The sequence below is a fragment of the Flavobacterium anhuiense genome (assembly GCF_001705175.1).
Taxonomy (GTDB): domain Bacteria; phylum Bacteroidota; class Bacteroidia; order Flavobacteriales; family Flavobacteriaceae; genus Flavobacterium; species Flavobacterium anhuiense.
This window is the reverse complement of sequence record NZ_CP016907.1, coordinates 5085797-5109718: the sequence shown is the minus strand read 5'-3', so window position 1 is coordinate 5109718 and position 23922 is coordinate 5085797. Positions and strand designations below refer to the sequence as shown.

The following is a 23922-nucleotide window of genomic DNA, read 5'->3' as shown; positions in this document are numbered from 1 at the left end:
AAAAACTCGAAGAACGCTTTGATTTTGTTTGGTTGAAGGAACAAGTTTTACTGGCGAGGGAACTTCTATTGAACTGGATTTGAATGTTTTAATTGCTAAAAACCTTGGAATTCCGACTATAATTGTTGGCTCTGGAGTTGGGAAAACTTTAGAAGAGCTTTTAGACAGTTTGTATCTGGTTTATGATTCTTTTAAAATAAAAGAGGTTGAAGTTTTATCAGTTTTTGCCAATAAAGTGCAACCGGAAAATATCGAATTGGTTACCAGTAGTCTGCAAAAAAGCCTTCCTTCGAATGTATTGATTAACACCATTCCGATTATTTCAAGTTTGAATAATCCGACGATGCAGGAAATTGTAAACGAATTGAACGCTAAAGTTCTTTTTGGAGAAAATTATCTGAATAACGAAATCGGGCACTATAGTGTTGGAGCCATGCAGCTTCATAATTATCTAGTGCATTTGCATGACAATGCTTTGGTAATTACTCCTGGAGATCGTTCTGATTATTTTGGGAGCTTTACAGGCAAATGAATCGGCCAATTATCCAACCATTTCAGGAATTATCCTAACAGGTAATATTGTTCCAGAGAAAGTATTTTAAAACTCATTGAAGGGCTTTCAGCCATTGTTCCGATTATTGCGGTTGATGGCGGAACGTATCATATTACTATAAAATAGGTTCTATAAAATCGCAGATTTATGCCAACAATACACACAAGATTGAAACCTCAATCAATACTTTTCGAAAAATACGTCGAAATTGAAGCTTTATCGCAAAGAGTAATTACTTTCCAGCCAGAAGGTATGACGCCAAAAATGTTTCAATACAATATGGTTAAAGAGCGAAACAGCACAGAAAACATATTGTCCTGCCAGAAGGAAATGATGACCGAAATTATTACAGCTGCTTCAAGATTGTTAGATATGGATGTGGTTGATATTTCTATTATTGGCGATAAAAAACAAATTGAAAGTAAAGTTGCAGAGCTTGGACTTACATTTGATTTTTCTAAAGTAGATATCATCAATCCGATAGAATCTGAAATGTATGAAGATTATGCTAATACGTATTATGAGCTTAGAAAAGATAAAAATGTAAGTATTACAATGGCGAGAGATTTAATGGAAGATGTTTCGTATTTTGGAACCATGATGGTCTACAAAGGCCATGCGGACGGAATGGTTTCTGGCGCAGCACATACAACACAGCATACCATTTTGCCCGCATTGCAATTCATTAAAACAAAAACAAATTCATCTGTGGTTTCTTCTGTGTTCTTTATGTGTTTAGAAGATCGTGTCTCTGTTTTTGGAGATTGTGCTATTAATCCAAACCCGACGGCAGAAACAATTGGCAGAAATTGCTATTTCTTCTGCAGAATCAAGTTTAGCTTTTGGTATTGAACCAAAAATTGCCATGCTTTCTTATTCTTCTGGATCATCAGGAAAAGGAGACGAGGTTGATAAAGTAAGAACTGCTACAGCCATTGTAAAGGAAAAAGACCAGATTTAAAGATAGAAGGCCCAATTCAGTACGATGCGGCAGTTGATTTAAGCGTTGGGAAAAGCAAAATGCCAGATTCAGAAGTGGCAGGCCAGGCCAGCGTATTAATTTTCCCAGATTAAATACAGGAAACAATACTTACAAAGCCGTTCAAAGAGAAACCGGAGCTTTGGCAATTGGTCCAATGCTTCAAGGTTTAAACAAACCGGTAAACGACTTAAGCCGTGGCTGTACTGTAGATGATATTATCAATACAGTAGTCATTACAGCCATTCAGGCACAAGGAATGTAAATTCAATTAAAAATTGAGAATTAAAAATTAAAAATTTCTGTTTTGGGAAAAAACTCAGAATCTTAGAAACTTAGCATCTTAGCAACTTAAAAAAATGAAAATACTAATTATAAATTCAGGAAGTTCTTCAATTAAATATCAATTAATGGTGATGCCAGAAAACGAAGTAATCTGTTCTGGAATGATTGACCGAATTGGTTTAGAAACTTCAAATATTACTTTAAAAACCGCAACCGCTTCACGTGAAGAAACACTTCCAATTCCGAATCATAAAGTAGGTTTGCAGAAAGTGGCCAATATTGCTTTTAGATTCTGAAAAAGGAGTAATTAAATCAACTTCTGAAATTGCTGCTGTCGGGGGCATCGTGGTGGTGCATGGAGGAAGCGATTTAGCGCTACAGTAAAAATTGATGATAAAGTAAAAGAAAAATCAAGCAGCTTTTTGAATTGGCACCTTTGCACAATCCTGCCAATTTGGAAGGAATTAATGTGGCAGAAGAAATTTCAGTTCGGCTGAACAAATAGCCGTTTTTGACACGGCTTTTCATCAGACAATGCCAAAGTAGCTTATAAATATGCTATACCGAATTATCTCTTACGGAAAACAAAGTGCGTGTTTATGGTTTCATGGTACAAGCCACAAATATGTTTCTGAAAAGCCATTTATACTTAAAAGATAATTCTAAAATTATTACCATTCACTTAGGAAATGGTTGCAGTATGGCTGCGATTAAAGATGGAAAATGTATTGATACTTCAATGGGATTCTCGCCTTCAAACGGTTTAATTATGGGAACTCGTGCAGGAGATATTGACCAGTCTGTGTTTTTTATATGATTAAAAATTTAGGATATACTCCAGACGAGGTAAATGCTGTTTACTGAAACAAAGCGGTATGCTTGGATTGACGGGTTATAGCGACTTGCGTGATATTGAAGCTGAAGCGGAAAAAGGCAATAAAGATTGTATTTTGGCATTGCAAATGAATGCGTACAGAATTAGAAAAACAATCGGAGCTTATGCAGCGGCTTTAACGGATTAAATGCCATGTTTTTACAGCAGGAATCGGAGAGAATTCATCTTATATGCGTAATTTGATTGTACCGATATGGATTATTTCGGAATGAAATTGACACAGGAAAAAATGAACTACGTTCAAAAGAATTAAGAGAAATCAATTCAGAAAAGTCTATTGTAAAAGTTCTGGTTATCCCTACTGATGAGGAATACGAAATTGCAAATCAGGTTTATCAATTACTTGAAAATTAGAAAGTTTTATTTTAAACTTAATTTTAGGCTCCTTTTTGGAGCCTTTTTATGCTTTCAGTTTAAGTTTTGTCAGTATCTTTGAATTTAAAAACGAATATCTTGAAATCGATACTTTTAAATCAGTTTCTTCTTTTTCATCGCTTACAGCTTCAAGCACAAGAATTACTTCCCTTTGTCGAAAATTACAGCAAATCAGATTATCAGGGAGATAATCAGATCTGGAATGTAGCACAAGGCAATGACAATTCAATGTATTTGCCAACAATCACTATTGCTTCGTTATGACGGGGTAAAATGGGAAAAATATACGCTTCCGAACAAACCATCATTCGATCTATTTTGATTGAAGGAGATAAAATTTATTCTGGCTCTTATAAAGAATTTGGCTATTGGTATAGAAAAGATGGGACGATGCATTATGTTTCGATTACCAAAAATCTCAGATTGTTTGATGAAAAGGACAATGAAGAAATCTGGAAAATATTTAGGTTTAAGGGCTCTCTTTATTTCAATCTTTTAATGATGTTTTTATTTACAACGGAAAAACAATTAAGAAAATTAAGTTTCCTTTTCTTATTTCGTATTGTTTTGGAGTAGATGAAAATTTATATGTAGCCTCAGTCAGAGATGGAATTTTTAAAATGAATGGCAAACACATTGCCAATCCAAAAGGTTGGAACGTTTTAAAAAATACGGTTGTTCATGCCATTGAAAAATTTCAAAACAAGACTTATATCTTCACACAGAAAAAGGGGTTTTCATTGTAGAAAGAAATGGATTAAAAAGCTGGGAACATCCAATAAATGAAACTTTAAAATCGGCAACAATCAATGTGGCAAAATTTGTTAAAAATGACAAGCTGATCGTGGGAACTGGAAATCGTGGGATTTTTATTTTAGATTTAAAAACAACTCTTATAAAAATATTGAACGCGATAATGTTCTCATGAATAATTCGGTTCTAAGTTTAGGTTTGGATAAAGAAACGATCTCTGGGTTGGTTTAGATAATGGAATTGCCCATGTTGAGGTTAATTCTCCAATTTCTTTCTTCTACGACAACTCGGGTCTTTTAGGCTCTGTTTATGCTGTGGCTGCAATTAATAAAGGTTATTTAATTGCTTCTAATCACGGTATTTTTGAATACAGCGCTGGAAAATTTAACATGATGCCAAATACACAAGGGCAAGGTTGGAATATTTCTCTAATTGATGGAAAATATATTATTGGCCATAATGATGGTACTTTTTCATATGAAAATAACACTCTAACGAAAATAAATGGGGTAAGCGGAGGCTGGAATATGTCTAAAAGCAGTATTAATAATACTTATTTTCAATCCACTTACAGTGGTATTTTGGTTTATGATGATCCGTCAAACATGTCCCATTATAAAATTATAAAAGATTTGGCAAAGCCGATCAAATATGTGGCTCAAAATAAAAAGAATGAAATTTGGGCGGCCGATAATTACCGTGGTTTGTATCGTGTTTTGCTAGATGATAATTATAATACGCTTAAAGTTGAAAATGTCACGCAGCAAAGCAAAATCCAAAATGATTTTGGAATTAAGATTTTTGAATTTAGAAAAGAAATACTTTTTCTAATTAATAATTCTTGGTATACCTACAATTCGATATCCAATAAATTGGAAGAAAATAGTTTGTTTAATACAAATTTTAGAAATGTAACAGATGTCGTTTCTATAGATGAAGATCATTTTATGGTTCTGCAAAACGGAATCTTATATCATATTTATGCTGAAGGAAACAAATTTGTCTGGAATATTATTCAGGAGAAATATTATAAAGGAAAATTGATTAATGAAAATCTAAGAATTTTCAAGAAAGACAATTATTATTTATTTAATCTGGATGACGGATTTATTTCGCTTAAACTTGAATATGAAAATAAGCAGAATTCAGAAGTTAAAATCGAAGCATTTAGTGATGATGCTTTAATTCCGAGTGATGAGAAAATTAAATTCAATACCGAATTAAAGATTAATGTTATTTCTGGAATTTATGGAGCAAGCAGACCAAATTTATTTTATAAACTAGATAAAGAAAAAGATTTCATTCCAATTTCAGACGGATTGATTGTTTTGAATAATTTAAGCAGTGGATATCATACTGTAGAAATATTCAAACATGATGGCGCAACTTATGAAACAGTTTCCTCATACAAATTTAAAGTCGCAGAACCTTGGTATTTTTCATTTTGGATGATTTTACTGTATTTTCTTGTAATCGGAGCAGTTTTATTTTTCTACTATAAATGGAATAAACTCCGCTATATGCAAAAATTAAAATTGCAGGCTGAAGAATTAAAACATCAGAGAGAAATTCTTGAAATGGAATTGAAAAAAGAAAACGAACTCAACATTCAAGAATACGAAAAGCATATTTTAGAATTAGAATTGCAAGCAAAATCTTCAGAAGTTGCAGGCAAATCATTATCGATTGCCAAGCAAACCGAAATGATTGATAAAATCCAAGGTATTTTAGAAACCGAGAAAGATTTTGGTAAGCTTAAAAATGAAATTAGAAAAGCGATTAAGATTAATGAAGTAAATAAACACGAATGGGAAACATTTGAAACCAATTTGAATCAAATCCATAACGAGTTTATTATAAATCTATCCAAAAAATACCCACAATTAACTCCAAAGGACATAAAACTATGCGTTTATCTTAAAATGAATCTTTCGTCGAAGGAAATTGCTCCTATGATGAATATCTCTTTTAGAGGTGTAGAACTGCATAGATATCGTCTTAGAAAGAAGCTAAACCTCACGCAAGACGAAAACCTGTCAAAGTTTTTATTAAGTCTGTAAGATTTGATTTTATTTTTTACAGAATTTATATTTTTCGATATCATTTTTTATATAATTACGATACATCATTACTACATCATAATGATATGTTAAGGAATTTTTGTTAACATTTATTGGTTTGATAATCAGTATAATAATATAAAATTTTAACACAATGATGTAGCTATGTTGTAGTGGTATTTGATGTACTACAACGTTGTAATTGCTTAATTTGGCTCTACTAACTTAAACGATTACGTACTGTATGAAAAATTTTATTTTTAGCTTTTTAGCTCTCTTGCTGCTACCTACATATATGATGGGGCAAGCACAAGCAATTAAAGGAAAAGTAGTAGACAGTAGTGGAATGGGAGTTCCGGGAGCAATTATTACTGCTTCAGAATCTAGAACTACTGCTGATGCTGACTTCGATGGTAATTTTACCATTAACGCGAAAGTTGGAGAAACCTTAAAAATCTCTATGCTTGGTTTCGATTCGGTTTCTATTCCGGCAGCTGTTGGTGATATGAAGATCACATTAAAAGAGGCTGGCGATACAGCCTTAAAAGAAGTGGTAGTTATTGGTTACGGAACCAGAAAGAAAATTGACAACACTTCTGCTGTTGCTTCATTAAAAGCTGAGGATGTTACTAAAACAAAAGTTTTAAATGCTTCTCAAGCTATTCAAGGTAAAGCCGCGGGTGTTCAAGTAACTTCTTCAGATGCTCCAGGAAGCACACCTTCTGTAGTTATTAGAGGTTTAGGTACTGCTCTTGGAGGTAGAAATCCTTTATACATTGTTGATGGTATGCCAACAGAAAACATCAATAATATTAATACAAATGATATTACTTCTTATGAAATCTTAAAAGATGCTTCTGCATTGGCTATTTATGGAACAAGAGCAGCAAACGGAGTTATCATTATTACTACTAAAAAAGGTAAAGGAGATAAGGTATCTGTAGAAGTTGAAAGTTTTGCAGGTGTTAGAACACCACTTAAAAAAGTAAAAATGGCAAATGGAGACCAGTATGCTGCTTACTCAAATGCTGCATTAGGTACAAACACTTTTGCAGCAAATCAGCCTGTTAACACAAACTGGTTAGACGAAATTACAAGAACAGGATCTTATACTCAAAATAACGTTTCGGTTTCAGGAGCTTCAGAAAATATTAAATATTTCTTTAGTGCTGGAAATTATGAAGAAAAAGCAATTTTAAATGGTCTTGATTACTCACGTACTACATTCAGAAACAATAATGAGTTTAAATTGTCTAAGAAAGTTACGTTAAATCAAAATTTAAGTTTTACATCATCTAAATCTGCTCCAAAACCTTTAGGAGCTTTTACAAATGCATACAAACAATCGCCAATAGTCCCAGTACGTTTTGCTGACGGTCAATATGGTGTGTCTCGTGTAGATGCTAATGGTGTAGCAGGTCCTGTAGGTTCATCATTTAATAACGTAGGGAATCCAGTTGCTCAACTAGATTTCTATGATGAGCAACAAAGAAGTGTTACTCTACAAGGAGGATTAAAACTAGACTGGGAAATTATTGATGGTTTAAAATTCACTTCTCAATTTAATGGTGAATATTATAATTGGAAACAATATAATTTTGAAGATAAGCAAGGTATCTGGATGGCTGCTAACCCTAATACAACAGCAGCAGACTATGTGGCTACTCACGCATCGGACCCAGTAAACTTATTGACAAGAGGTAGAGAAGAATACTTTAATTGGAATCTATCTAACTACTTTACTTATAATAAAGTTTTTGCAAACATTCACGATGTTGAGTTAACCGCAGGTATTGAGGCTTCTGTAAAAGGACCTAGAGAAACTTTGACAATTGCTAGAAAAAATGTAAGCGAAAATTCTAACTATTGGTCTTTATATAATACTAAAGACGCAAAAGGGGTAGATTACGTAGCTGATATTACTAGTTTATATGATATAAAATACAACGAAAGCAGATTAGCTTCATACTTTGGAAGGGTTCAGTATAAATTAATGGACAAATATTTATTTACTGGAACAATTAGACGTGACGGTTCTTCAAACTTTGCTAAAGATTACCGTTGGGGTACTTTCCCATCTTTTGGTATTGGTTGGGTTATGACTAAAGAAAGTTTCTTATCTGATATTAAAGGTGTTGATTTAATTAAATTGAGAGGTAGCTGGGGTAAACTAGGAAATCAAAATGTTCCTCTAAACACTCAAGCCTATGCTTCAGGACTTAATGCTTATTTAGGAGGTTCGCTTTTATATCAAGGAACAACAATTAACTCTCAAATTGATCCAAGCTTATCTTGGGAGGTTACAGAAGAAGCCTCTGCAGGTGTCGATTTTGAATTCCTAAACAACAGATTAAAAGGTTCTTTTGATGTGTATGATAAAAATACAAACAATGTTATTTTAAACACGAAGCCATACACGACATCTGGTATGACAATTTCAACTCCAGCACACGTAGGGGAGGTTTCTAATAAAGGCTTTGAGGTTGCTTTACGTTGGGATGATAAGATTAATGATAACTTAAGCTATTGGGTTGGCGGAAACTTCTCTCATAATACAAACAAACTTGCAAGTTTAAAAGATTTTGATATTTCGCCTTTAATTGGTGGTAATTTAGGTAACGGTCAGGACACTAAAATATTGAATAAAACATCAGTTGGCCAGCCTTTAGGAAGTTTCTACTTATATGAGTATGCCGGCATCGATCCAACAAATGGTAAAATGCTTTACTATAATGCAGCGGGCGATAAAGTGACTCAAAACTTACTTGATGCAAATAAAGATAAAAAATATGTTGGTTCTATTTTACCTAAAAACAACTATGGGGTTACCTTAGGATTAAACTACAAAAACATTGATTTTTCTGTTGATGGTTATGGTACTGGTGGTGCTAAAGTTTATAATGGTAAAAAAGCACAACGTTTTACAGGTGAAAACATTGAGGCATCTTTAACTAATAACTATTGGACACCAACTAATACTACAGCAGCAAATCCTAAGCCGTTTAATGAAGTGCCAGTTGCTTCAACATACTATATGGAATCAGGGGATTTCTTTAGAATTAACAATATCACTTTAGGATATAAACTTCCTTTAACTGAAACAAGTTTTATCAATTATTGCAGACTTTATGTTAATGCAATTAACCCATTCATTACTCAAAAATTCTCTGGTTTCTCTCCAGAATTGAACGGTAATGGTGATCCATACGGAACGCAAGGAATTGAGCTTGATGCCTATCCTACTTTAAGATCTTTCGTTATTGGTGCTAATTTAAAATTTTAATATTATGAAAAGATATATATATCAATGTTTGCATTGTCAGCATTGTTCTTTACAGGATGTGCAGATGATTTTTTAGACGTTGCTCCAACACAATCTATACCAACATCAGATGTTGAGCTTTATAATACAGATAGTGGTGCAAAGACATTTGTAACTTCAATTTATGCTAAATTCTTAGATTGGGATATGAGCTCATTTGGTTGGATTGGTTTAGCAAGTATTACGTCTGATGATGCAGACAAAGGGTCTTCTCCTGGTGATACTGGAACTGATAAAGATGTTTTAGATGCATTAACATATAATGCTTCGAATCCATCTGCAGAAAGTACTTTTATCGCTCAGTATGACGGTATCAATAGATGTAATCAAGCTTTAAATATGATTCCTAAATTGGATAAGGCAGATCCTGCATTAAGAGAAAGATTAATAGGAGAGGCAAAATTTTTAAGAGCTTTCATGTACTTTACTCTTGTAAAATGTTACGGAGGTGTTCCAATAGTTGATCGTTTACAAAGTCCAACATCAGAGGAAGATAAAAAAATGTTGCTTACTCGTAAACCAGTAGCTGAAGTTTACGCTTTTATTGAAAAAGATTTGCAAGAAGCAATTGCAGTACTACCAAATAGAAGTGCTTATGCAGCAGATGAAAAAGCAAGAGCTTCAAAAGGTGCAGCTTATGCTTTATTAGCAAAAGTAAGTTTATATCAAAAGAAATGGCAACAGGTAGTTGATAACTGTAATCAAATTACAGGCTACGCACTTAACCCAAGCTACGCTAAAATGTTCAGATTAGAAGGCGAAAATGACATTGAGTCAATTTTTGAAATAAACGGAAATGGTGCTGTACCTACTAAAGGAATTGCTGGATACTCTAACACACAAGGTGCACGTGGTGCCGGTGGATGGGGATGGGGATTCAATGTTCCATCACAAAGCTTATTAAATGCATATGAGCCTGGAGATGTTAGAAAAGATGCTACAATTATCTTTAGAAATTCAACATTATACGATGGAAGAGTTGTTCCTGAAACGGTAGAAAATCCTATGTATAATTTCAAAGCATATTCTTCTGCATACACTGATGCATGGGAAACAGATGCAAATATCAAATATTTAAGATATGGTGAAGTGCTTTTAATGAAAGCTGAGGCATTGAATGAATTAGGACAAACTTCTGAAGCAATTGGTTTATTAAACCAAATTAGACACAGAGCAGGATTAGGAGATACTCCAGCAACTTCTCAAACAGCAGTTAGAAGTGCAATTTGGAAAGAAAGAAGAGTTGAGCTTGCTTTTGAATTTGACAGATTCTTTGATTTAGTTAGAACTGGTCAGGCAGAAAGTGCTTTTGCTGCAGATGGAAAAGTATTTACAGTAGGTAAAAATGAATTATTTCCTATTCCGGCATCATTCATTTTACAAGCAGATGGATTATCAGCTCAAAACCCTGGTTATTAATCAAAAATCTCAGATATCACTTCCTTCAGATTCCTGAAGGAAGTGATTATTTATACAATCTTAAATTTTTATAATGGTTAGAATTTCAGTTTTATTTTTAGCTTTTACTTTTTTTAGTTGTGGATCTAATGCCGATAAGTCGAAAGGAAATGTACAGGAAAATACTTCTGGCGTTACTGCATTAACAGATGAGCAGCTTTTGGATGCTGTTCAAAAACAAACATTTAAATATTTCTGGGATTATGCAGAACCAAATTCTGGATTAGCCAGAGAACGTTATCATCCAGACGGAGTTTATCCTGAAAACGATTCTAATATCGTAACAACAGGAGGGTCAGGTTTTGGATTAATGGCACTTGTTTCTGGAATGTCACAAGGTTATATTACGAAAGATCAAGGAGTAGAAAGATTGAACAAAATTGCGGACTTTTTAGGCAAAGCTGATCGTTTTCACGGAGCATGGTCACATTGGATTGACGGAAATACAGGAAAAGTAAAACCTTTTGGAACCAAGGATAATGGAGGAGATTTAGTTGAAACCTCATTTTTGGTTGCAGGAATGATTACAGTTCGTGAATATCTTAAAGATGGTTCTGAAAAAGAAAAAGCAGTAGCACAAAAATACGATGCACTTTGGAAAGGTGTTGATTGGCAATGGTACACAAATCAAAAAAATGTATTATATTGGCACTGGTCTCCGAGTTATGCTTGGGAGATGAATTTCCCACTACAAGGATATAACGAATGCCTTATTACGTATTTAATGGCAGCGTCTTCGCCAACACATACTATCGATGCGAAAGCATATCATGAAGGATGGGCGAGAAGCGGTGGCATAGTTTCTTCAAAAACAAAATATAATATCCCACTTATTTTAAAGCACAATGGTGCAGAAGAATTTGGTGGTCCATTATTCTGGGCTCATTATTCTTATGTAGGTTTAGATCCAAATCAATTAAGCGATAAATATGCGAACTATTGGGATTTAAATGTAAATCAGACCAAAATCAATTACCAATATTGTGTTGAAAATCCAAATAAAAATGCTGGTTATGGACCTGAATATTGGGGATTAACAGCTTCTTATTCTAGAAATCCTGACGGTTCTATTGGGTACAACGCACACATGCCAAGCAACGATCAAGGTGTGATTTCGCCAACAGCTGCTATCAGTTCAATTGTTTATACGCCAAAGGAATCAATGGCTTTGATTAGAAACTTATACGAAAACCATAAAGATGAAACTTGGGGAGATGCCGGTTTTTATGATGCTTTAAGTTTAGGAAATAAATGGGTGGCAAAACGTTACTTAGCTATTGATCAAGGCCCAGAAGTGGTAATGATTGAAAACTACAGAACAGGATTGTTGTGGAAATTATTTATGAATGCACCGGAAGTAAAACAAGGTTTAACAAAACTTGGATTTAAATCTGGTAAATACGGAATTTAATTTTCTATGAAAAATAAACTGGCATTTGTATTTCTATTATTTTCTATGATTGTTTCGGCACAAAACGAAACAACTGGAAAAATTAATACAGTTATAATGTCTAAATATGAGTTGGGCTATGTATTGCATAAGCCTGTAAATATTAAAGAGAAAAAGCCATTAATAGTTTTTATATCTGGTGATGGAGAAAAAGGAACTGATCTTGAGAAAGTGAAGATTCATGGTCCTTTGAAATATTTAAAAACGCATCAATTACATGCTTATGTTCTAGCTCCGCAATGTAAAGAAGATGAGAACTGGGATACAGAATCGATTTATCAGCTGATTGTAAAAATTCAGAAAGAGAATAAAATCGATTCAGAAAGAATATATGTTACTGGTTTGAGCTCAGGAGGTTGGGCTTCTTGGAATTTGGCTTTTGCACATCCGGATCTATTTGCCGCAAATGTACCTGTCGCTGGCTTTGTAGATTTGATTCAGTTAGAAAAAGCATGTGAAATAGCCAATATTCCAACCAGAATTTACCACGGATTATTAGATGAAGTGGTCGATGTTAATTATGCCATCACGATTTACAAAGAATTGAAAAAGTGTAATGCTAAAGACGTGAAGCTGACCATTTTTGATGATGCAAATCATGACAGTTGGACAAGAGTTTATGATAATGCAGCAATCTACGACTGGATGTTACAGCAGAAGAAAACGAATACAAACAAATAAATAGAATAGAATGAAAAACAAATTAGTCTTACTTTTTTTAGGATGCGCGGTTTTGGGTTATGCTCAAAAAAAGCCTGCTAAAAATACAGTGAAAATTAAACCAAAGTCTGAATTTGTGGCGGAATTAATGTCAAAAATGACTTTAGACGAGAAATTGGGTCAGTTAAACTTGCCAACATCTGGTGATATTACCACAGGGCAGGCAAACAGCTCAAATGTGGCAAAAAATATTGCTGAAGGAAAAGTGGGCGGTTTGTTTAACATTAAATCAGTTCAAAAAATTAAAGAAGTACAGAAAATTGCGGTTGAGAAAAGCCGTTTGAAAATTCCCTTGCTTTTTGGTATGGACGTAATTCACGGTTACGAAACAACATTCCCAATTCCGCTTGGATTGTCTTGTACTTGGGATATGAATCTTATCGAAAGAAGTGCTCAAATTGCTGCCAAAGAAGCTAGTGCAGATGGAATTAACTGGACGTTTTCTCCAATGGTTGACATTTCTCGTGACCCAAGATGGGGAAGAGTTTCTGAAGGTTCAGGAGAAGATCCGTACTTAGGAAGCCAGATTGCAAAAGCGATGGTAAACGGTTACCAACAGCGCGATCTTTCTAAAAATAATTCAATTTTAGCTTGCGTTAAACATTTCGCATTATACGGGGCTCCAGAAGCGGGACGTGATTACAACACAGTAGATATGAGCCACATTAGAATGTTCAACGATTATTTTCCTCCGTACAAAGCAGCGGTTGATGCTGGTGTAGGTTCTGTAATGGCTTCTTTCAACGAAGTTGACGGAATTCCTGCAACTGGAAACAAATGGTTAATGACAGATGTTTTAAGAAAACAATGGGGTTTCAAAGGATTTGTAGTAACAGACTTTACAGGTATTCCTGAAATGATCGAACACGGAATGGGAAATCTTCAAGATGTGTCTGCATTAGCTATGAATGCTGGTGTTGAAATGGATATGGTTGGTGAAGGTTTCTTAGGGACTTTGAAAAAATCTTTAGACGAAGGAAAAGTAAAAATCGAAACGATCGATAATGCTGTAAAATTGATTTTAGAAGCAAAATACGATTTAGGATTATTCCAAGATCCATATAAATACTGTGATGAGAAAAGAGCTAAAACTGAAATTTTCACTACAGACAGCAGAAAAGAAGCACGTGATATTGCAGCTCAATCTTTAGTATTATTAAAAAACCAAAATCAGTTGTTGCCTCTTAAAAAATCTGGAACAATTGGTTTAATCGGACCATTAGCAGATGCTAAAGAAAATATGCCAGGAACTTGGAGTGTGGCTACAAAAATGGAAAATGCCGTTTCATTATTGAGAGGTATTAAGGAAGTTGCTGGAGCTGGAACTAAAGTTTTATATGCTAAAGGAAGCAACTTAGATTATGATGAAACTTTTGAAACGAACGCAACAATGTTCGGTAAAACATTACACCGTGATGCTCGTACAAAAGAAGAATTATTAGCAGAAGCTTTAAAAGTTGCTGAACAATCTGATGTAATTGTAGCAGCCTTAGGTGAATCTGCTGAAATGAGCGGAGAATCAAGCAGCCGTACAAACTTAGAAATTCCACAAGCGCAAAAAGATTTATTAAACGCTTTATTAAAAACAGGAAAACCAGTTGTTTTAGTTTTATTTGACGGTCGTCCGTTGGTAATTACTGACGAAGAAAAAACAGTTCCAGCAATTTTGAATGCTTGGTTTGCTGGTACTGAAGCTGGTTATGCTATTGCTGATGTAATATTTGGAGATGTAAATCCTTCTGGAAAATTAACTTCAACTTTTCCAAGAAGCGTTGGTCAATTGCCAATTTACTACGCTCACAAAAATACAGGAAGACCGCTTTCTAATACAGAAGGAAAATTTGAGAAATTCAGATCAAATTATATTGACGAAAGAAACGAGCCTTTATTCCCATTCGGATTTGGTTTAAGTTACACCACTTTTGATTATTCAAACTTGAAAATTTCTTCTGATAAAATGAATCCATCAGGAAAATTGAAAGTAACGGTTGATGTAACAAACACTGGAAATTTTGACGGAAAAGAAACGGTTCAATTATACATTAGAGATTTAGTTGGTTCAGTAACAAGACCGGTTAGAGAGCTAAAAGGTTTCCAGAAAATAGCACTTAAAAAAGGTGAAAAGCAAACAGTAAGTTTTGATATTACTGTTGAAGATTTAAAATTCTATAACTCTGATTTACAATTCGTAGCAGAGCCTGGGCAGTTTGATGTTTTCGTTGGAGGAAATTCAAATGCTGATAAAAAAGTTAGTTTTGAGTTAACTAAATAGTTGGTTTATTTGATTAGTGAAAAGCCCTTCGTTTGGAGGGCTTTTTTTCTAAATCTCAAGACCTTTTTGTAATTTTTTAACTACGATTATATGAATACTTTTAAAATATTTAGTGCCGTTTGTCTTATGGCTTTTTCGTCTAGCTATGCACAAAAAAATGCAATAGTAGCGCATCGCGGAGCTTGGAAAAAGAATCATCTGCCAGAAAATTCAATTGCATCGTTAAGACATGCAATAGATTTAAAATTACCTGGCTCAGAGTTTGATGTTTGGAGAACAGCAGATGATTCGCTTGTCATCAATCATGATGCGCATTATAACAAAATGCTTATTGAAGAAACGAATTATGCAGATTTAATAAAATTTAAACTTTCAAATGGAGAGAAACTTCCAACCCTTCATGAATACATTTCAGAAGGAATGCGAAATAATAAACACACTCTTTTGGTTTGCGAAATAAAACCTTCAGAAATCAGTAAAGAAAGAGGACAAAAAACGGGTGTAGCAGCAGTCGAAACCATTAAAAAATTAAAAGCCAATAAAAATACCTGCTACATCAGTTTTGATTATGATATTTTGAAAAAAATCAGAGAGATCGATTCAAAGACTTCTCTGCAGTATTTAGAGGGAAACAAATCTCCAAAAGAAGTAAAAACAGATAAAATTAACGGAGTTGATTATCATTATTCAGTTTTTCAAAAGCATCCAGAGTGGATCCAAGAAGCAAAAGACAATAAAGTGATTTTAAATGCTTGGACTGTTAATGATGGGAAAGACATGGATTGGATTATTGCACACAAATTCAATTACATTACCACAAACGAACCCGAACTTTTAAAGGAAAGAAAAGAGGCTAAAAAATAATCTCTTTTTAGCTTAACTAAAAATCTAACCATGAGAAAAATATATAAAAAACTTACGTCTGTTGTACTGTTTTCGATGCTTTTCGGAAGCAGTCTTTTGGCGCAGAATTCTGGTAAAACAGAATGGTTTGATCCGAACAGACCTGCGACAACCTATTGTAATCCAATAAATATCGGATACAATTTTACGACTCATAATCACAATGGAATTCCAGAATCGCGCCGTTCTAGTGCCGATCCCGTAATTATTACTTATAAAGGAGAATATTACTTATTTGCGACCAATCAAGCAGGTTTCTTTTGGAGTAAAGACATGTCAGACTGGAACTTTGTTTACGGAAGTTTCCAAAGACAGCCAGGCGACGACGACCAATGCGCTCCTGCAGCTTGGGTTGTAAATGACACTTTATTTTATGTGGGTTCAACTTGGAAAAGAGATCACCCAATTTGGAAAACTGCAGATCCAAAATCAGGAAGATGGACACGTCATGTAGATAAAGCAATGTTGCCAACTTGGGATCCTGCCATTTTTCAAGATGATGATAAAAAAGTGTACATGTATTATGGATCAAGTGGAAAATTACCACTTGTAGGTGTAGAGGTTGATTATAAAACCTGGCTTCCAAAAGGAAATCAGGCTGATTATGCCACATTGTACAAAGCGACAGAGGTAGAGGATATTCAAAAACCTTACGGGCAAATTAAAGAAGTTGCTATTTTAGATCCTTCAGCCCACGGATGGGAGCGTTTTGGACCAAATAACGATATGGAGCCAGCGCCTTGGGGAAATTTTATCGAAGGAGCTTGGATGACGAAACATAACGGAAAATATTATATGCAATATGGAGCACCAGCAACAGAGTTTAAAGGTTATGCAAATGGTGTTCATGTGGGAGATAATCCGTTAGGGCCATTTTCGTATCAAAAACATAATCCAATGTCTTATAAACCAGGTGGATTTGTAATTGGTGCAGGACACGGAAATACTTTTGCCGATAATTATGGAAATTACTGGAATACTGGAACTTGTAAAATTTCTATTAAAGACCGTTTTGAACGCCGTATCGATATGTTTCCAGCAGGATTCGACAAAGATGATGTAATGTATTCTATTACAGCTTACGGAGATTTTCCGATTGTGTTGCCAACTAGTCAGCGTGATCAAACAAAAGGCGCTTCTTCTGGATGGATGTTACTTTCTTATAAAAAGCCTGTGACAGTTTCTTCTTCTGAGGAATGTATGGAAGTAGAAACGCATAGAATGGATCATGGCGGTAAAAAAGTGTATGAGAAATTCTGTTACGGACCTGAAAATCTTACAGATGAAAATATTCAGACCTATTGGTCTGCAAAGACAAGCGACCCAGGAGAATGGCTTCAAATGGATTTAGGAAGACAAATGGAAATAAATGCATTGCAGATTAATTATGCAGACCATAAAGCGACGCAGTTTAATAAGGCCATGGATATTTATTATCAATATAAAATATTTATGTCTGATGATGCCCAAAATTGGACATTAGTAGTTGATAAATCTAAAAATGACAAAGATGCTCCACACGATTATGTAGAATTGACAAAGCCGTTTAAAGCACGTTATATTAAAATGGAAAATATCCACAACGCTTCTGGTTTATTTGCAATTTCAGATTTCAGAGTTTTCGGAAATGGATTGGCAGCAAAACCAAAATCTGTTACTTCTTTTAAAGTCGACAGAAACAAAGCTGATTCTAGAAACGCAATGATTTCTTGGAAAAAACAGACAGATGCTATTGGTTACAACATTTATTACGGAATCGCTCCTGATAAATTGTATAACAGTATTATGGTTTATGGCGATAATACATACGATTTTAGAGGTTTGGATAAAGGCACGAAATATTATTTTACGATCGAGCCTTTTAATGAAAATGGTATTGGAACAAAAAATAAGATTATTGAAGTAAAATAATCCCTCCTATATTTCAAATCTTCTTTTAAAGTTATGTATTAAACCGCCTTATTTCTATGAGGCGGTTTTTTTATGTTAATTATTTTTTTTGTAAGATTTTACTTTGTTTTTAATTAAATGTTTATATATATTTACAAATGTAAGATTTAGATTATATTAATTACATTTCTATCTAATGCGAAGGAAATTTAAATCTAGTAAAAATATTTTAAATTTTACTGAAGAATCTATTTAGAAATCTTTCTCTTTAATATCATTATCATCTTTTTGACATAAATTAAAAATATAAGCTATGAGTGCAAAACATGTTGTAGTACAAGGTGCTACGTTAAAATGCAAATTTGCTGAAGTTGCCGACACAACCGATATTTTGAAAGTAAAATCACAAAGTAAACATTTTGCAAATGACAAGGACGCCAGCAAAAAGCTAATTGCAACAACAAAAGAAATCGGGCAGACACTGCAGAAAAACACTTTTGGCAATTGCAAATTACAACCAATGGGCAATAGTTATAAACCCTGTCAGACGGTGATACAAGAATGGAGTGGTTTTTATCAAAAAGTGACGCTAAGCAATCAAGGTAAGATATTGGTTGAAGATAGCAAAGCTACCTGCTCTATTGGAGGCCCAGATTGCATAACGATAGCAAATCACGGACAGAAAGTTGAGTTGGGAAAACAAAATGTAATGAACGCCAATAAGCATATATGTAGACAAATAAACCCATTGGTCAATATGAATAAATTTCAGAATGACATAGTTGGTGATGATATTCTTTAAAAACAAACAGTATGCCAGATTTTAGAATAACAGGGAACTCAACTCCAACGGTTGGAGAAAAACACACTTACTCTATAGCCGATAACTTTGTGGCAAATATTCCATCTGCAAAAGCCAATGATCTTGGGATTTTGTCACCAGATGTGCATTGGTCTATTTATGAGCTTAGAGGTAACAGTTGGATACATAAGAAAAAAAACGACAAAACAGGACCTATTGTGCAGTATAGCTTTTTTGAAGCGACAATCAAGTATGAAGGATTGAAACTGATTGCTGAAAAAGGTGGGGAGAAAGCCACTTTGATCATAAAGCCCCAGTCTCATGTTGAGCGTAAAATTGTGCATGTTGATTTCTTAGATGCGCTCTGGAACAAGCCTACAAAGCCTTTTGCTTACGGAGACAAAGTAATTGTTCGCATCCACTGCGTAAATCTTAATAGGTGTCGCGGCACGATAACTCTCTGGGAAGATGAAGAACCGGGGGCAAGCCACAACAGCCTGAACAAAAACAACAAAGCCACAACACTGCCCATTTATATTGAAGATGGAAAAGCCGAGGCAAAGTTTTTCCTGAGCCCAAGTTTTGCTCAATTGGCAAATAAGCAAGGCGATAAAGCTACAGGAAACGAGGGTGAATTTCACGAATATTATGTTACGGTAGAAATCTTTAATCAAAAAACATTTGAAAGCCAAAACATTAATATTGCCAACCCTGACTACAAAAAGACTCAGGATAAGCCAACTCCCGCAGAACAGAAAGGGTCTTCTAAAAAAGAAGAAAAAGGTATAAAGTCTAACGGCGATGTACACGATTATTACGAAACAAACCTGGATGTACTCAACGAAATTCGAAAGGCTGGCGACATGGTAAGAGAAGTTCTAAATAAGCCCATGATAATTGATATGCCTGAGGAAGGAGAAGAAAATACAAGTACTTGTGTTTGCAAGGAGAATAATTTTTATTGGAGCAATAAACTTACTTGTGAAGAGAGAAAAAAAGTTCTTGAAGTCTGTGCAAAACTTTGGGGAGAAGACAAAAAGAAAAACAAGGCAAGCGAACTGATGGCAGTTATGCATTTGGAGACTGGTGAAAAAAATATGTTCAAGCCCTATGCTGATAACGGGGCTGGATATTCTGGCTTGATACAGTTCAGCGATGCCTCGGCAAGAAATTTAGGCACCACAAGGTCTGCCTTAAAAGCAATGACTTTTATAGAACAAATGGACTACGTCTATAAATATTTTGCGTCCAAAACAGAAATAGCCACAATGGTCGACTTGTATCTGCATGTTTTGAAGCCAAATGCAGTAGGAAACGGCAATAACCCAGATTATGTGATTTTTGACGAAAGCATCTCAGTGCCAGACGGCGACGGAAGCCAAACAAGCCTCGAACAGCGAAAAATAAATATCAATAAAGAACCGTGGGTTACCAAGTACGGTTATTCTTCCAACCCTTCCTTCATGAAAGGTGAGGAACATAGTAGACGAAGAAAATGGGTCTACACCAAACAGCGTTTTGAAGAGCGCTGGGGATTTATCAACGGAAAAACTACAATTGCAGATGTGGAGCAGGAATTAAAGGAGTCCCATTACAATATAGGTGCTGGATTTCTTTTTAATGGTGTATGTGAAAATGCAGTAGCAGATGATGCTTCAAAAGAAAATGCTGGAGAAAGAGCGCCGTGGATGAAAATAGTTTTAGAAGAAGCAAAAAATTACGGTGGTTTTGATGAAGGAGAAGACCCATTAAAATCAAGAATCAAACAAGAGTATTTTTCAATTTCAAATGAATTTACGACAAGTAATACTGATCCCACTTCTATATCATGGTGTGCTGCTTTTGCAAGTTGGTGTTTACAAAAAGCAGTATATCTAAATCCAAGCACTTGCAGAGCTTTAGAATTTAATCCTGATTATATTCATGAAGGAGTAGGAAAATCAGACAAAAAACCGTCCCATATGAGAAAAATTGAAGAACCTGTATATGGATGTATAGTTGTATGGAAAAATACGAGAGGTGGAGGTGGACATGTTGCTTTTTATTATGGGAGGACTAAAGAAGGTAATATTGTTCCTATTGGAGGTAATCAAGGAAGTAGTTTAAAATTTAGTAGCAGAAATCCTAATGGAGACTTCGGACAGAAAGTAATAGGCTATTATTTGCCTGAAGATTATGAAGACAATATAAAGGACCAGTTTACAGAAGACGAATTAAGTCTTAATCCTTCTAATTTAAATAAGGGCAATTTATTAAAAAAGTCAAGTGAAAATATTAGTGGAAAAACATCATGATTTAATTATAATGAATAGAACATTTATACTTATTAGTCTTATACTTTTTTTAGTCTCATGTCAAGAGAAAAAAAAACATAACAATATTGATTCCAATAAAAATACAATTTCGATGATTAAGGAAAAGGAAATTATCATATTAAAAGAACAGCTTAAAAAAGGACTAAAAGCTACAATCGAAGATGCTATAGATTATCAAATTGAATATTCTAATGAGGATATAGAAATTGAGGAAGAGATTGTAAAAGATATACTTAAACAGCAAGTATATAAAAATATATCTAATAGTGAATTTACAAATAAAATAGAGTCAATTTTTCATAGAAAACTAGATTATAATTCATCAAAAAATATATTTATGTAGATATTTTTAATCAATGTAATAGAGAAATTATTTATTTTCAAAATAACTTATTAGACTTCAATGGTTTTTTTGTGTTTAAAGATAATAAATTTATCGCTCCGATATTTGCTGTACCGGAATTATTGGATTATCAAAAAAAATTTCCAGAATTAATTGAATATGAAAAAAACATACCAGATAAATATTTGAATAGTCAACGAGATACTATAAAAATATCTAAATGGATGAATGAGGAAAATCTAGATCAACAACGGCAACAAAACATCCAAACTTTAGTCAACCGGAACAAATATCTCTTCAATGACAGCAAGGCGAGTTTGGTTTGGCTAAAATTTCATGATGAAGCATTTTTAGAATCTCTAGTCAAAGTTTTTGGTTATGTGGAGGATAGAGATTTATTAAAATGGGTTTTGGACAGAAGTTTACGTGATGACAAATCTAATGAGGAGGAATTTTATAAAATACTAGTAACAAAAACCTGCGATAATAAGTATGTTTTTCATAAGGAGGTTTTTGAAGTTATGGCTCAAGCCGATGCTAAAAGCAAAAAAAAATACCTTGATTTTTTAAGAGGAAGAATAGATTTGCCAAAAATTGAAGGTCTTAGTTTCAGCGAAGATGCAAGAATCAAAGCTTTGTACTGCTATTATGCGACAAAAATCGACAAAAATTCTATGTTTTCATTCTTTCCAAAACTAGATGATGAGAAATATGAGGAAGAATTCAAAAGAAACAATTACTATAATCTTCCAGATTTCAAAGAGCTCTATAATGATACTCGACACGGTGGTATTGGTTTGCCTATGTAAAATTTGCTTAAATAAAGTAGATCAAATTAATTCAAAAGAATAAAGGATATTTTTCCTCTTTGCTTTTTTGTTTTCTGAAAACAAATGAGATGAGTTAAACGCAACCTAGTATTTCAAAGTTATGATGATGCTTAAAAAAAATATTCTAAATTGTTAAATATATCAGACGATTGAGAAAAAGTCCTTACGCAAGATAAAGTGGATTCAAAGTTTTTTTACAAAGACTACAAAAAAACTCTGACAGGTGTAAAGAATTTTGTTCCTTTGTAAAACAACCCAAAAATGCTATAAAAAAACATGAAAAAAACGATTCTTTTAACTGCTTTAGTTTTAAACGGATTGACATCTTTTGCACAGACAAATGATGAAAAAAACATCAAATTATTTTACAAAAAAGCCTTAACCGAGTCAAAATGCTACACTTGGCTAGAATATTTGTCAAATGACATCGGCGCTCGTTTGTCTGGTTCTAAAGGTGCAGAACAAGCAGTTGAGTACACGAAAAGGCAGTTAGAAAGCTTAGGGCTTGATAAGGTATATTTGCAAGAAGTTATGGTGCCTCATTGGGTGCGTGGCGAGAAAGAAACAGCTTATATTCTTGACGGAAAAGTAAAAACCAATGTGCCAATTTGCGCATTAGGAGGTTCGGTAGCAACACCAAAAACAGGTCTTACTGCTGAAATAATCGAAGTTCAAGGAATTAAAGAATTAGCTGAATTAGGGGCAGATAAAGTAAAAGGGAAAATTGTTTTCTATAACAGACCAATGAATCCTGAAAACATTGAAACGTTTACTTCTTACGGAGCTTGTGTTGACCAAAGATATGCAGGGGCAAAAGAAGCGGCAAAACTAGGAGCAGTTGGAACAATTGTTCGTTCTATGAATTTACGTCTGGACGATTTTCCTCATACAGGAGCTCAAAGTTATGGTGATTTGCCAAAATCACAATATATTCCAACAGCGGCAATCAGTACAAATGGAGCTGAATTGTTGAGTAAATCATTAAAAGCAAATCCAGCTTTGAAATTTTATTTCAAGCAATCTTGCGAGACTTTGCCAGATGCTTTGTCTTATAACGTAATAGGTGAATTGACAGGAAGCGTGACTCCAGAAAACATTATGGTTGTTGGAGGACACTTAGATTCTTGGGATTTAGCCGACGGTTCTCACGATGATGGAGCAGGAGTAGTGCAAAGTATGGAGGTGATACGTATTTTGAAAAACTTAAATTACAAACCTAAAAATACAATCCGTGTGGTATTGTTTATGAATGAAGAGAACGGTGGAAAAGGTGGCGCTAAATACGAAGAAGTTTCAAAGCAAAACAAAGAGAACCATATTTTTGCCTTAGAAAGCGATTCAGGAGGATTTTCTCCAAGAGGATTTTCAATTGAAGCTGATGATGCTAATTTGAAAAAGATACAAGGTTATAAAGATCTTTTTGAGCCATATTTGGTTCACAGTTTTACAATTGGGCACGCAGGTTCAGATATTAATCATTTGACTTCTCCAGCTATTGTAAAAGCAGGCTTAAAACCAGATTCTCAACGTTATTTTGATTATCACCACGCAGCAAATGATACTTTTGATGCCATCAATAAAAGAGAATTAGAGCTTGGTGCTGCCACAATGACTACATTAATGTATTTATTAGACCAAAACGGAATTGAAACTAAGAAAGCAAATTAAGATTCAAAATAAAAAAATCAAAGCCATAAGTTTTTTACTTGTGGCTTTT

At 34.2% G+C, this 23922-nt stretch carries 22 protein-coding genes and 1 pseudogene; all 23 read left to right on the top strand.

Annotation, left to right across the window (positions count from 1 at the left end; all coding sequences use genetic code 11):
* Positions 1-28 precede the first annotated feature (28 nt).
* Complete coding sequence (locus BB050_RS22305; RefSeq protein ID WP_066035066.1) at positions 29-532, top strand: DRTGG domain-containing protein; 504 nt, start codon at positions 29-31, stop codon at positions 530-532.
* Between the two features lie 168 nt (positions 533-700).
* Positions 701-1405, top strand: coding sequence for a phosphate acyltransferase (locus tag BB050_RS22300; protein ID WP_066035065.1), 705 nt, complete (start codon positions 701-703; stop codon positions 1403-1405).
* A pseudogene (locus BB050_RS22295) lies at positions 1299-1797 on the top strand (phosphate acyltransferase). The gene BB050_RS22300 and the pseudogene BB050_RS22295 overlap by 107 nt, the downstream one beginning before the upstream one ends.
* 94 nt (positions 1798-1891) lie before the next feature.
* The gene (locus BB050_RS22270; protein WP_335583308.1) at positions 1892-2113 is read left to right on the top strand and encodes a hypothetical protein; all 222 of its coding nucleotides are present in this window, start codon (positions 1892-1894) and stop codon (positions 2111-2113) included.
* 131 nt (positions 2114-2244) lie between these two features.
* Complete coding sequence (locus BB050_RS22290) at positions 2245-2322, top strand: hypothetical protein (protein ID WP_418251622.1); 78 nt, start codon at positions 2245-2247, stop codon at positions 2320-2322.
* 120 nt (positions 2323-2442) lie between these two features.
* A complete protein-coding gene (locus BB050_RS22260; protein WP_335583307.1) occupies positions 2443-2634 on the top strand; it encodes a hypothetical protein in 192 nt (63 codons plus the stop codon).
* A 58-nt stretch (positions 2635-2692) separates the two neighbouring features.
* Positions 2693-2839, top strand: a complete 147-nt coding sequence (locus BB050_RS22255) for a hypothetical protein (protein WP_335583306.1) — start codon at positions 2693-2695, stop codon at positions 2837-2839.
* 56 nt (positions 2840-2895) lie between these two features.
* Entirely contained in the window at positions 2896-3066 is a 171-nt protein-coding gene (locus BB050_RS22250) for a hypothetical protein (RefSeq protein ID WP_335583305.1), read from the top strand.
* Between the two features lie 99 nt (positions 3067-3165).
* A complete protein-coding gene (locus BB050_RS22135; RefSeq protein WP_236940392.1) occupies positions 3166-3351 on the top strand; it encodes a hypothetical protein in 186 nt (61 codons plus the stop codon).
* Positions 3352-3360: 9 nt separating this feature from the next.
* The gene (locus BB050_RS22130) at positions 3361-3663 is read left to right on the top strand and encodes a hypothetical protein (RefSeq protein WP_236940391.1); all 303 of its coding nucleotides are present in this window, start codon (positions 3361-3363) and stop codon (positions 3661-3663) included.
* Positions 3664-4154: 491 nt separating this feature from the next.
* Positions 4155-5900 carry a helix-turn-helix and ligand-binding sensor domain-containing protein gene (locus BB050_RS22125; protein ID WP_236940390.1) on the top strand — a complete coding sequence of 582 codons (1746 nt, stop codon included), beginning with the start codon at positions 4155-4157 and terminating at the stop codon, positions 5898-5900.
* Between the two features lie 244 nt (positions 5901-6144).
* Complete coding sequence (locus tag BB050_RS21505; RefSeq protein WP_066035064.1) at positions 6145-9183, top strand: SusC/RagA family TonB-linked outer membrane protein; 3039 nt, start codon at positions 6145-6147, stop codon at positions 9181-9183.
* Positions 9184-9207: 24 nt separating this feature from the next.
* The gene (locus BB050_RS21500; protein ID WP_066035063.1) at positions 9208-10641 is read left to right on the top strand and encodes a RagB/SusD family nutrient uptake outer membrane protein; all 1434 of its coding nucleotides are present in this window, start codon (positions 9208-9210) and stop codon (positions 10639-10641) included.
* A 73-nt stretch (positions 10642-10714) separates the two neighbouring features.
* The gene (locus BB050_RS21495; RefSeq protein WP_066035062.1) at positions 10715-12091 is read left to right on the top strand and encodes a glucoamylase family protein; all 1377 of its coding nucleotides are present in this window, start codon (positions 10715-10717) and stop codon (positions 12089-12091) included.
* A gap of 6 nt (positions 12092-12097) precedes the next feature.
* Positions 12098-12811 carry a carboxylesterase family protein gene (locus BB050_RS21490; protein WP_066035061.1) on the top strand — a complete coding sequence of 238 codons (714 nt, stop codon included), beginning with the start codon at positions 12098-12100 and terminating at the stop codon, positions 12809-12811.
* 10 nt (positions 12812-12821) lie between these two features.
* The gene (gene bglX, locus BB050_RS21485) at positions 12822-15122 is read left to right on the top strand and encodes a beta-glucosidase BglX (protein WP_066035060.1); all 2301 of its coding nucleotides are present in this window, start codon (positions 12822-12824) and stop codon (positions 15120-15122) included.
* A 90-nt stretch (positions 15123-15212) separates the two neighbouring features.
* Entirely contained in the window at positions 15213-15986 is a 774-nt protein-coding gene (locus tag BB050_RS21480; RefSeq protein WP_066035059.1) for a glycerophosphodiester phosphodiesterase family protein, read from the top strand.
* A gap of 30 nt (positions 15987-16016) precedes the next feature.
* The gene (locus tag BB050_RS21475; RefSeq protein WP_066035058.1) at positions 16017-17936 is read left to right on the top strand and encodes a discoidin domain-containing protein; all 1920 of its coding nucleotides are present in this window, start codon (positions 16017-16019) and stop codon (positions 17934-17936) included.
* A 292-nt stretch (positions 17937-18228) separates the two neighbouring features.
* Positions 18229-18717 (top strand): DUF4280 domain-containing protein, encoded by a 489-nt coding sequence (locus BB050_RS21470; protein WP_066035057.1) that lies wholly within the window; start codon positions 18229-18231, stop codon positions 18715-18717.
* A gap of 11 nt (positions 18718-18728) precedes the next feature.
* Positions 18729-21011 (top strand): CHAP domain-containing protein, encoded by a 2283-nt coding sequence (locus BB050_RS21465; protein ID WP_066035056.1) that lies wholly within the window; start codon positions 18729-18731, stop codon positions 21009-21011.
* A 112-nt stretch (positions 21012-21123) separates the two neighbouring features.
* Complete coding sequence (locus BB050_RS21790) at positions 21124-21375, top strand: hypothetical protein (RefSeq protein WP_123907015.1); 252 nt, start codon at positions 21124-21126, stop codon at positions 21373-21375.
* Positions 21376-21446: 71 nt separating this feature from the next.
* Positions 21447-22184 carry a hypothetical protein gene (locus BB050_RS21455; protein WP_066035054.1) on the top strand — a complete coding sequence of 246 codons (738 nt, stop codon included), beginning with the start codon at positions 21447-21449 and terminating at the stop codon, positions 22182-22184.
* 297 nt (positions 22185-22481) lie between these two features.
* Positions 22482-23873, top strand: coding sequence for a M20/M25/M40 family metallo-hydrolase (locus tag BB050_RS21450; protein ID WP_066035053.1), 1392 nt, complete (start codon positions 22482-22484; stop codon positions 23871-23873).
* Positions 23874-23922: the final 49 nt, after the last annotated feature.

What these genes read in the sequence shown, in the direction of transcription:
- BB050_RS21500 (WP_066035063.1), top strand. Translation starts at nt 9,208, where the DNA reads ATGTTTGCATTGTCAGCATTGTTCTTTACAGGATGTGCAGATGATTTT.
- BB050_RS21495 (WP_066035062.1), top strand. Translation starts at nt 10,715, where the DNA reads ATGGTTAGAATTTCAGTTTTATTTTTAGCTTTTACTTTTTTTAGTTGT.
- BB050_RS21480 (WP_066035059.1), top strand. Translation starts at nt 15,213, where the DNA reads ATGAATACTTTTAAAATATTTAGTGCCGTTTGTCTTATGGCTTTTTCG.
- BB050_RS21475 (WP_066035058.1), top strand. Translation starts at nt 16,017, where the DNA reads ATGAGAAAAATATATAAAAAACTTACGTCTGTTGTACTGTTTTCGATG.
- BB050_RS22130 (WP_236940391.1), top strand. Translation starts at nt 3,361, where the DNA reads ATGGGAAAAATATACGCTTCCGAACAAACCATCATTCGATCTATTTTG.
- BB050_RS21450 (WP_066035053.1), top strand. Translation starts at nt 22,482, where the DNA reads ATGAAAAAAACGATTCTTTTAACTGCTTTAGTTTTAAACGGATTGACA.
- BB050_RS21465 (WP_066035056.1), top strand. Translation starts at nt 18,729, where the DNA reads ATGCCAGATTTTAGAATAACAGGGAACTCAACTCCAACGGTTGGAGAA.
- BB050_RS22270 (WP_335583308.1), top strand. Translation starts at nt 1,892, where the DNA reads ATGAAAATACTAATTATAAATTCAGGAAGTTCTTCAATTAAATATCAA.
- bglX (WP_066035060.1), top strand. Translation starts at nt 12,822, where the DNA reads ATGAAAAACAAATTAGTCTTACTTTTTTTAGGATGCGCGGTTTTGGGT.
- BB050_RS22255 (WP_335583306.1), top strand. Translation starts at nt 2,693, where the DNA reads ATGCTTGGATTGACGGGTTATAGCGACTTGCGTGATATTGAAGCTGAA.
- BB050_RS22300 (WP_066035065.1), top strand. Translation starts at nt 701, where the DNA reads ATGCCAACAATACACACAAGATTGAAACCTCAATCAATACTTTTCGAA.
- BB050_RS21490 (WP_066035061.1), top strand. Translation starts at nt 12,098, where the DNA reads ATGAAAAATAAACTGGCATTTGTATTTCTATTATTTTCTATGATTGTT.
- BB050_RS22260 (WP_335583307.1), top strand. Translation starts at nt 2,443, where the DNA reads ATGTTTCTGAAAAGCCATTTATACTTAAAAGATAATTCTAAAATTATT.
- BB050_RS21505 (WP_066035064.1), top strand. Translation starts at nt 6,145, where the DNA reads ATGAAAAATTTTATTTTTAGCTTTTTAGCTCTCTTGCTGCTACCTACA.
- BB050_RS21470 (WP_066035057.1), top strand. Translation starts at nt 18,229, where the DNA reads ATGAGTGCAAAACATGTTGTAGTACAAGGTGCTACGTTAAAATGCAAA.
- BB050_RS21790 (WP_123907015.1), top strand. Translation starts at nt 21,124, where the DNA reads ATGATTAAGGAAAAGGAAATTATCATATTAAAAGAACAGCTTAAAAAA.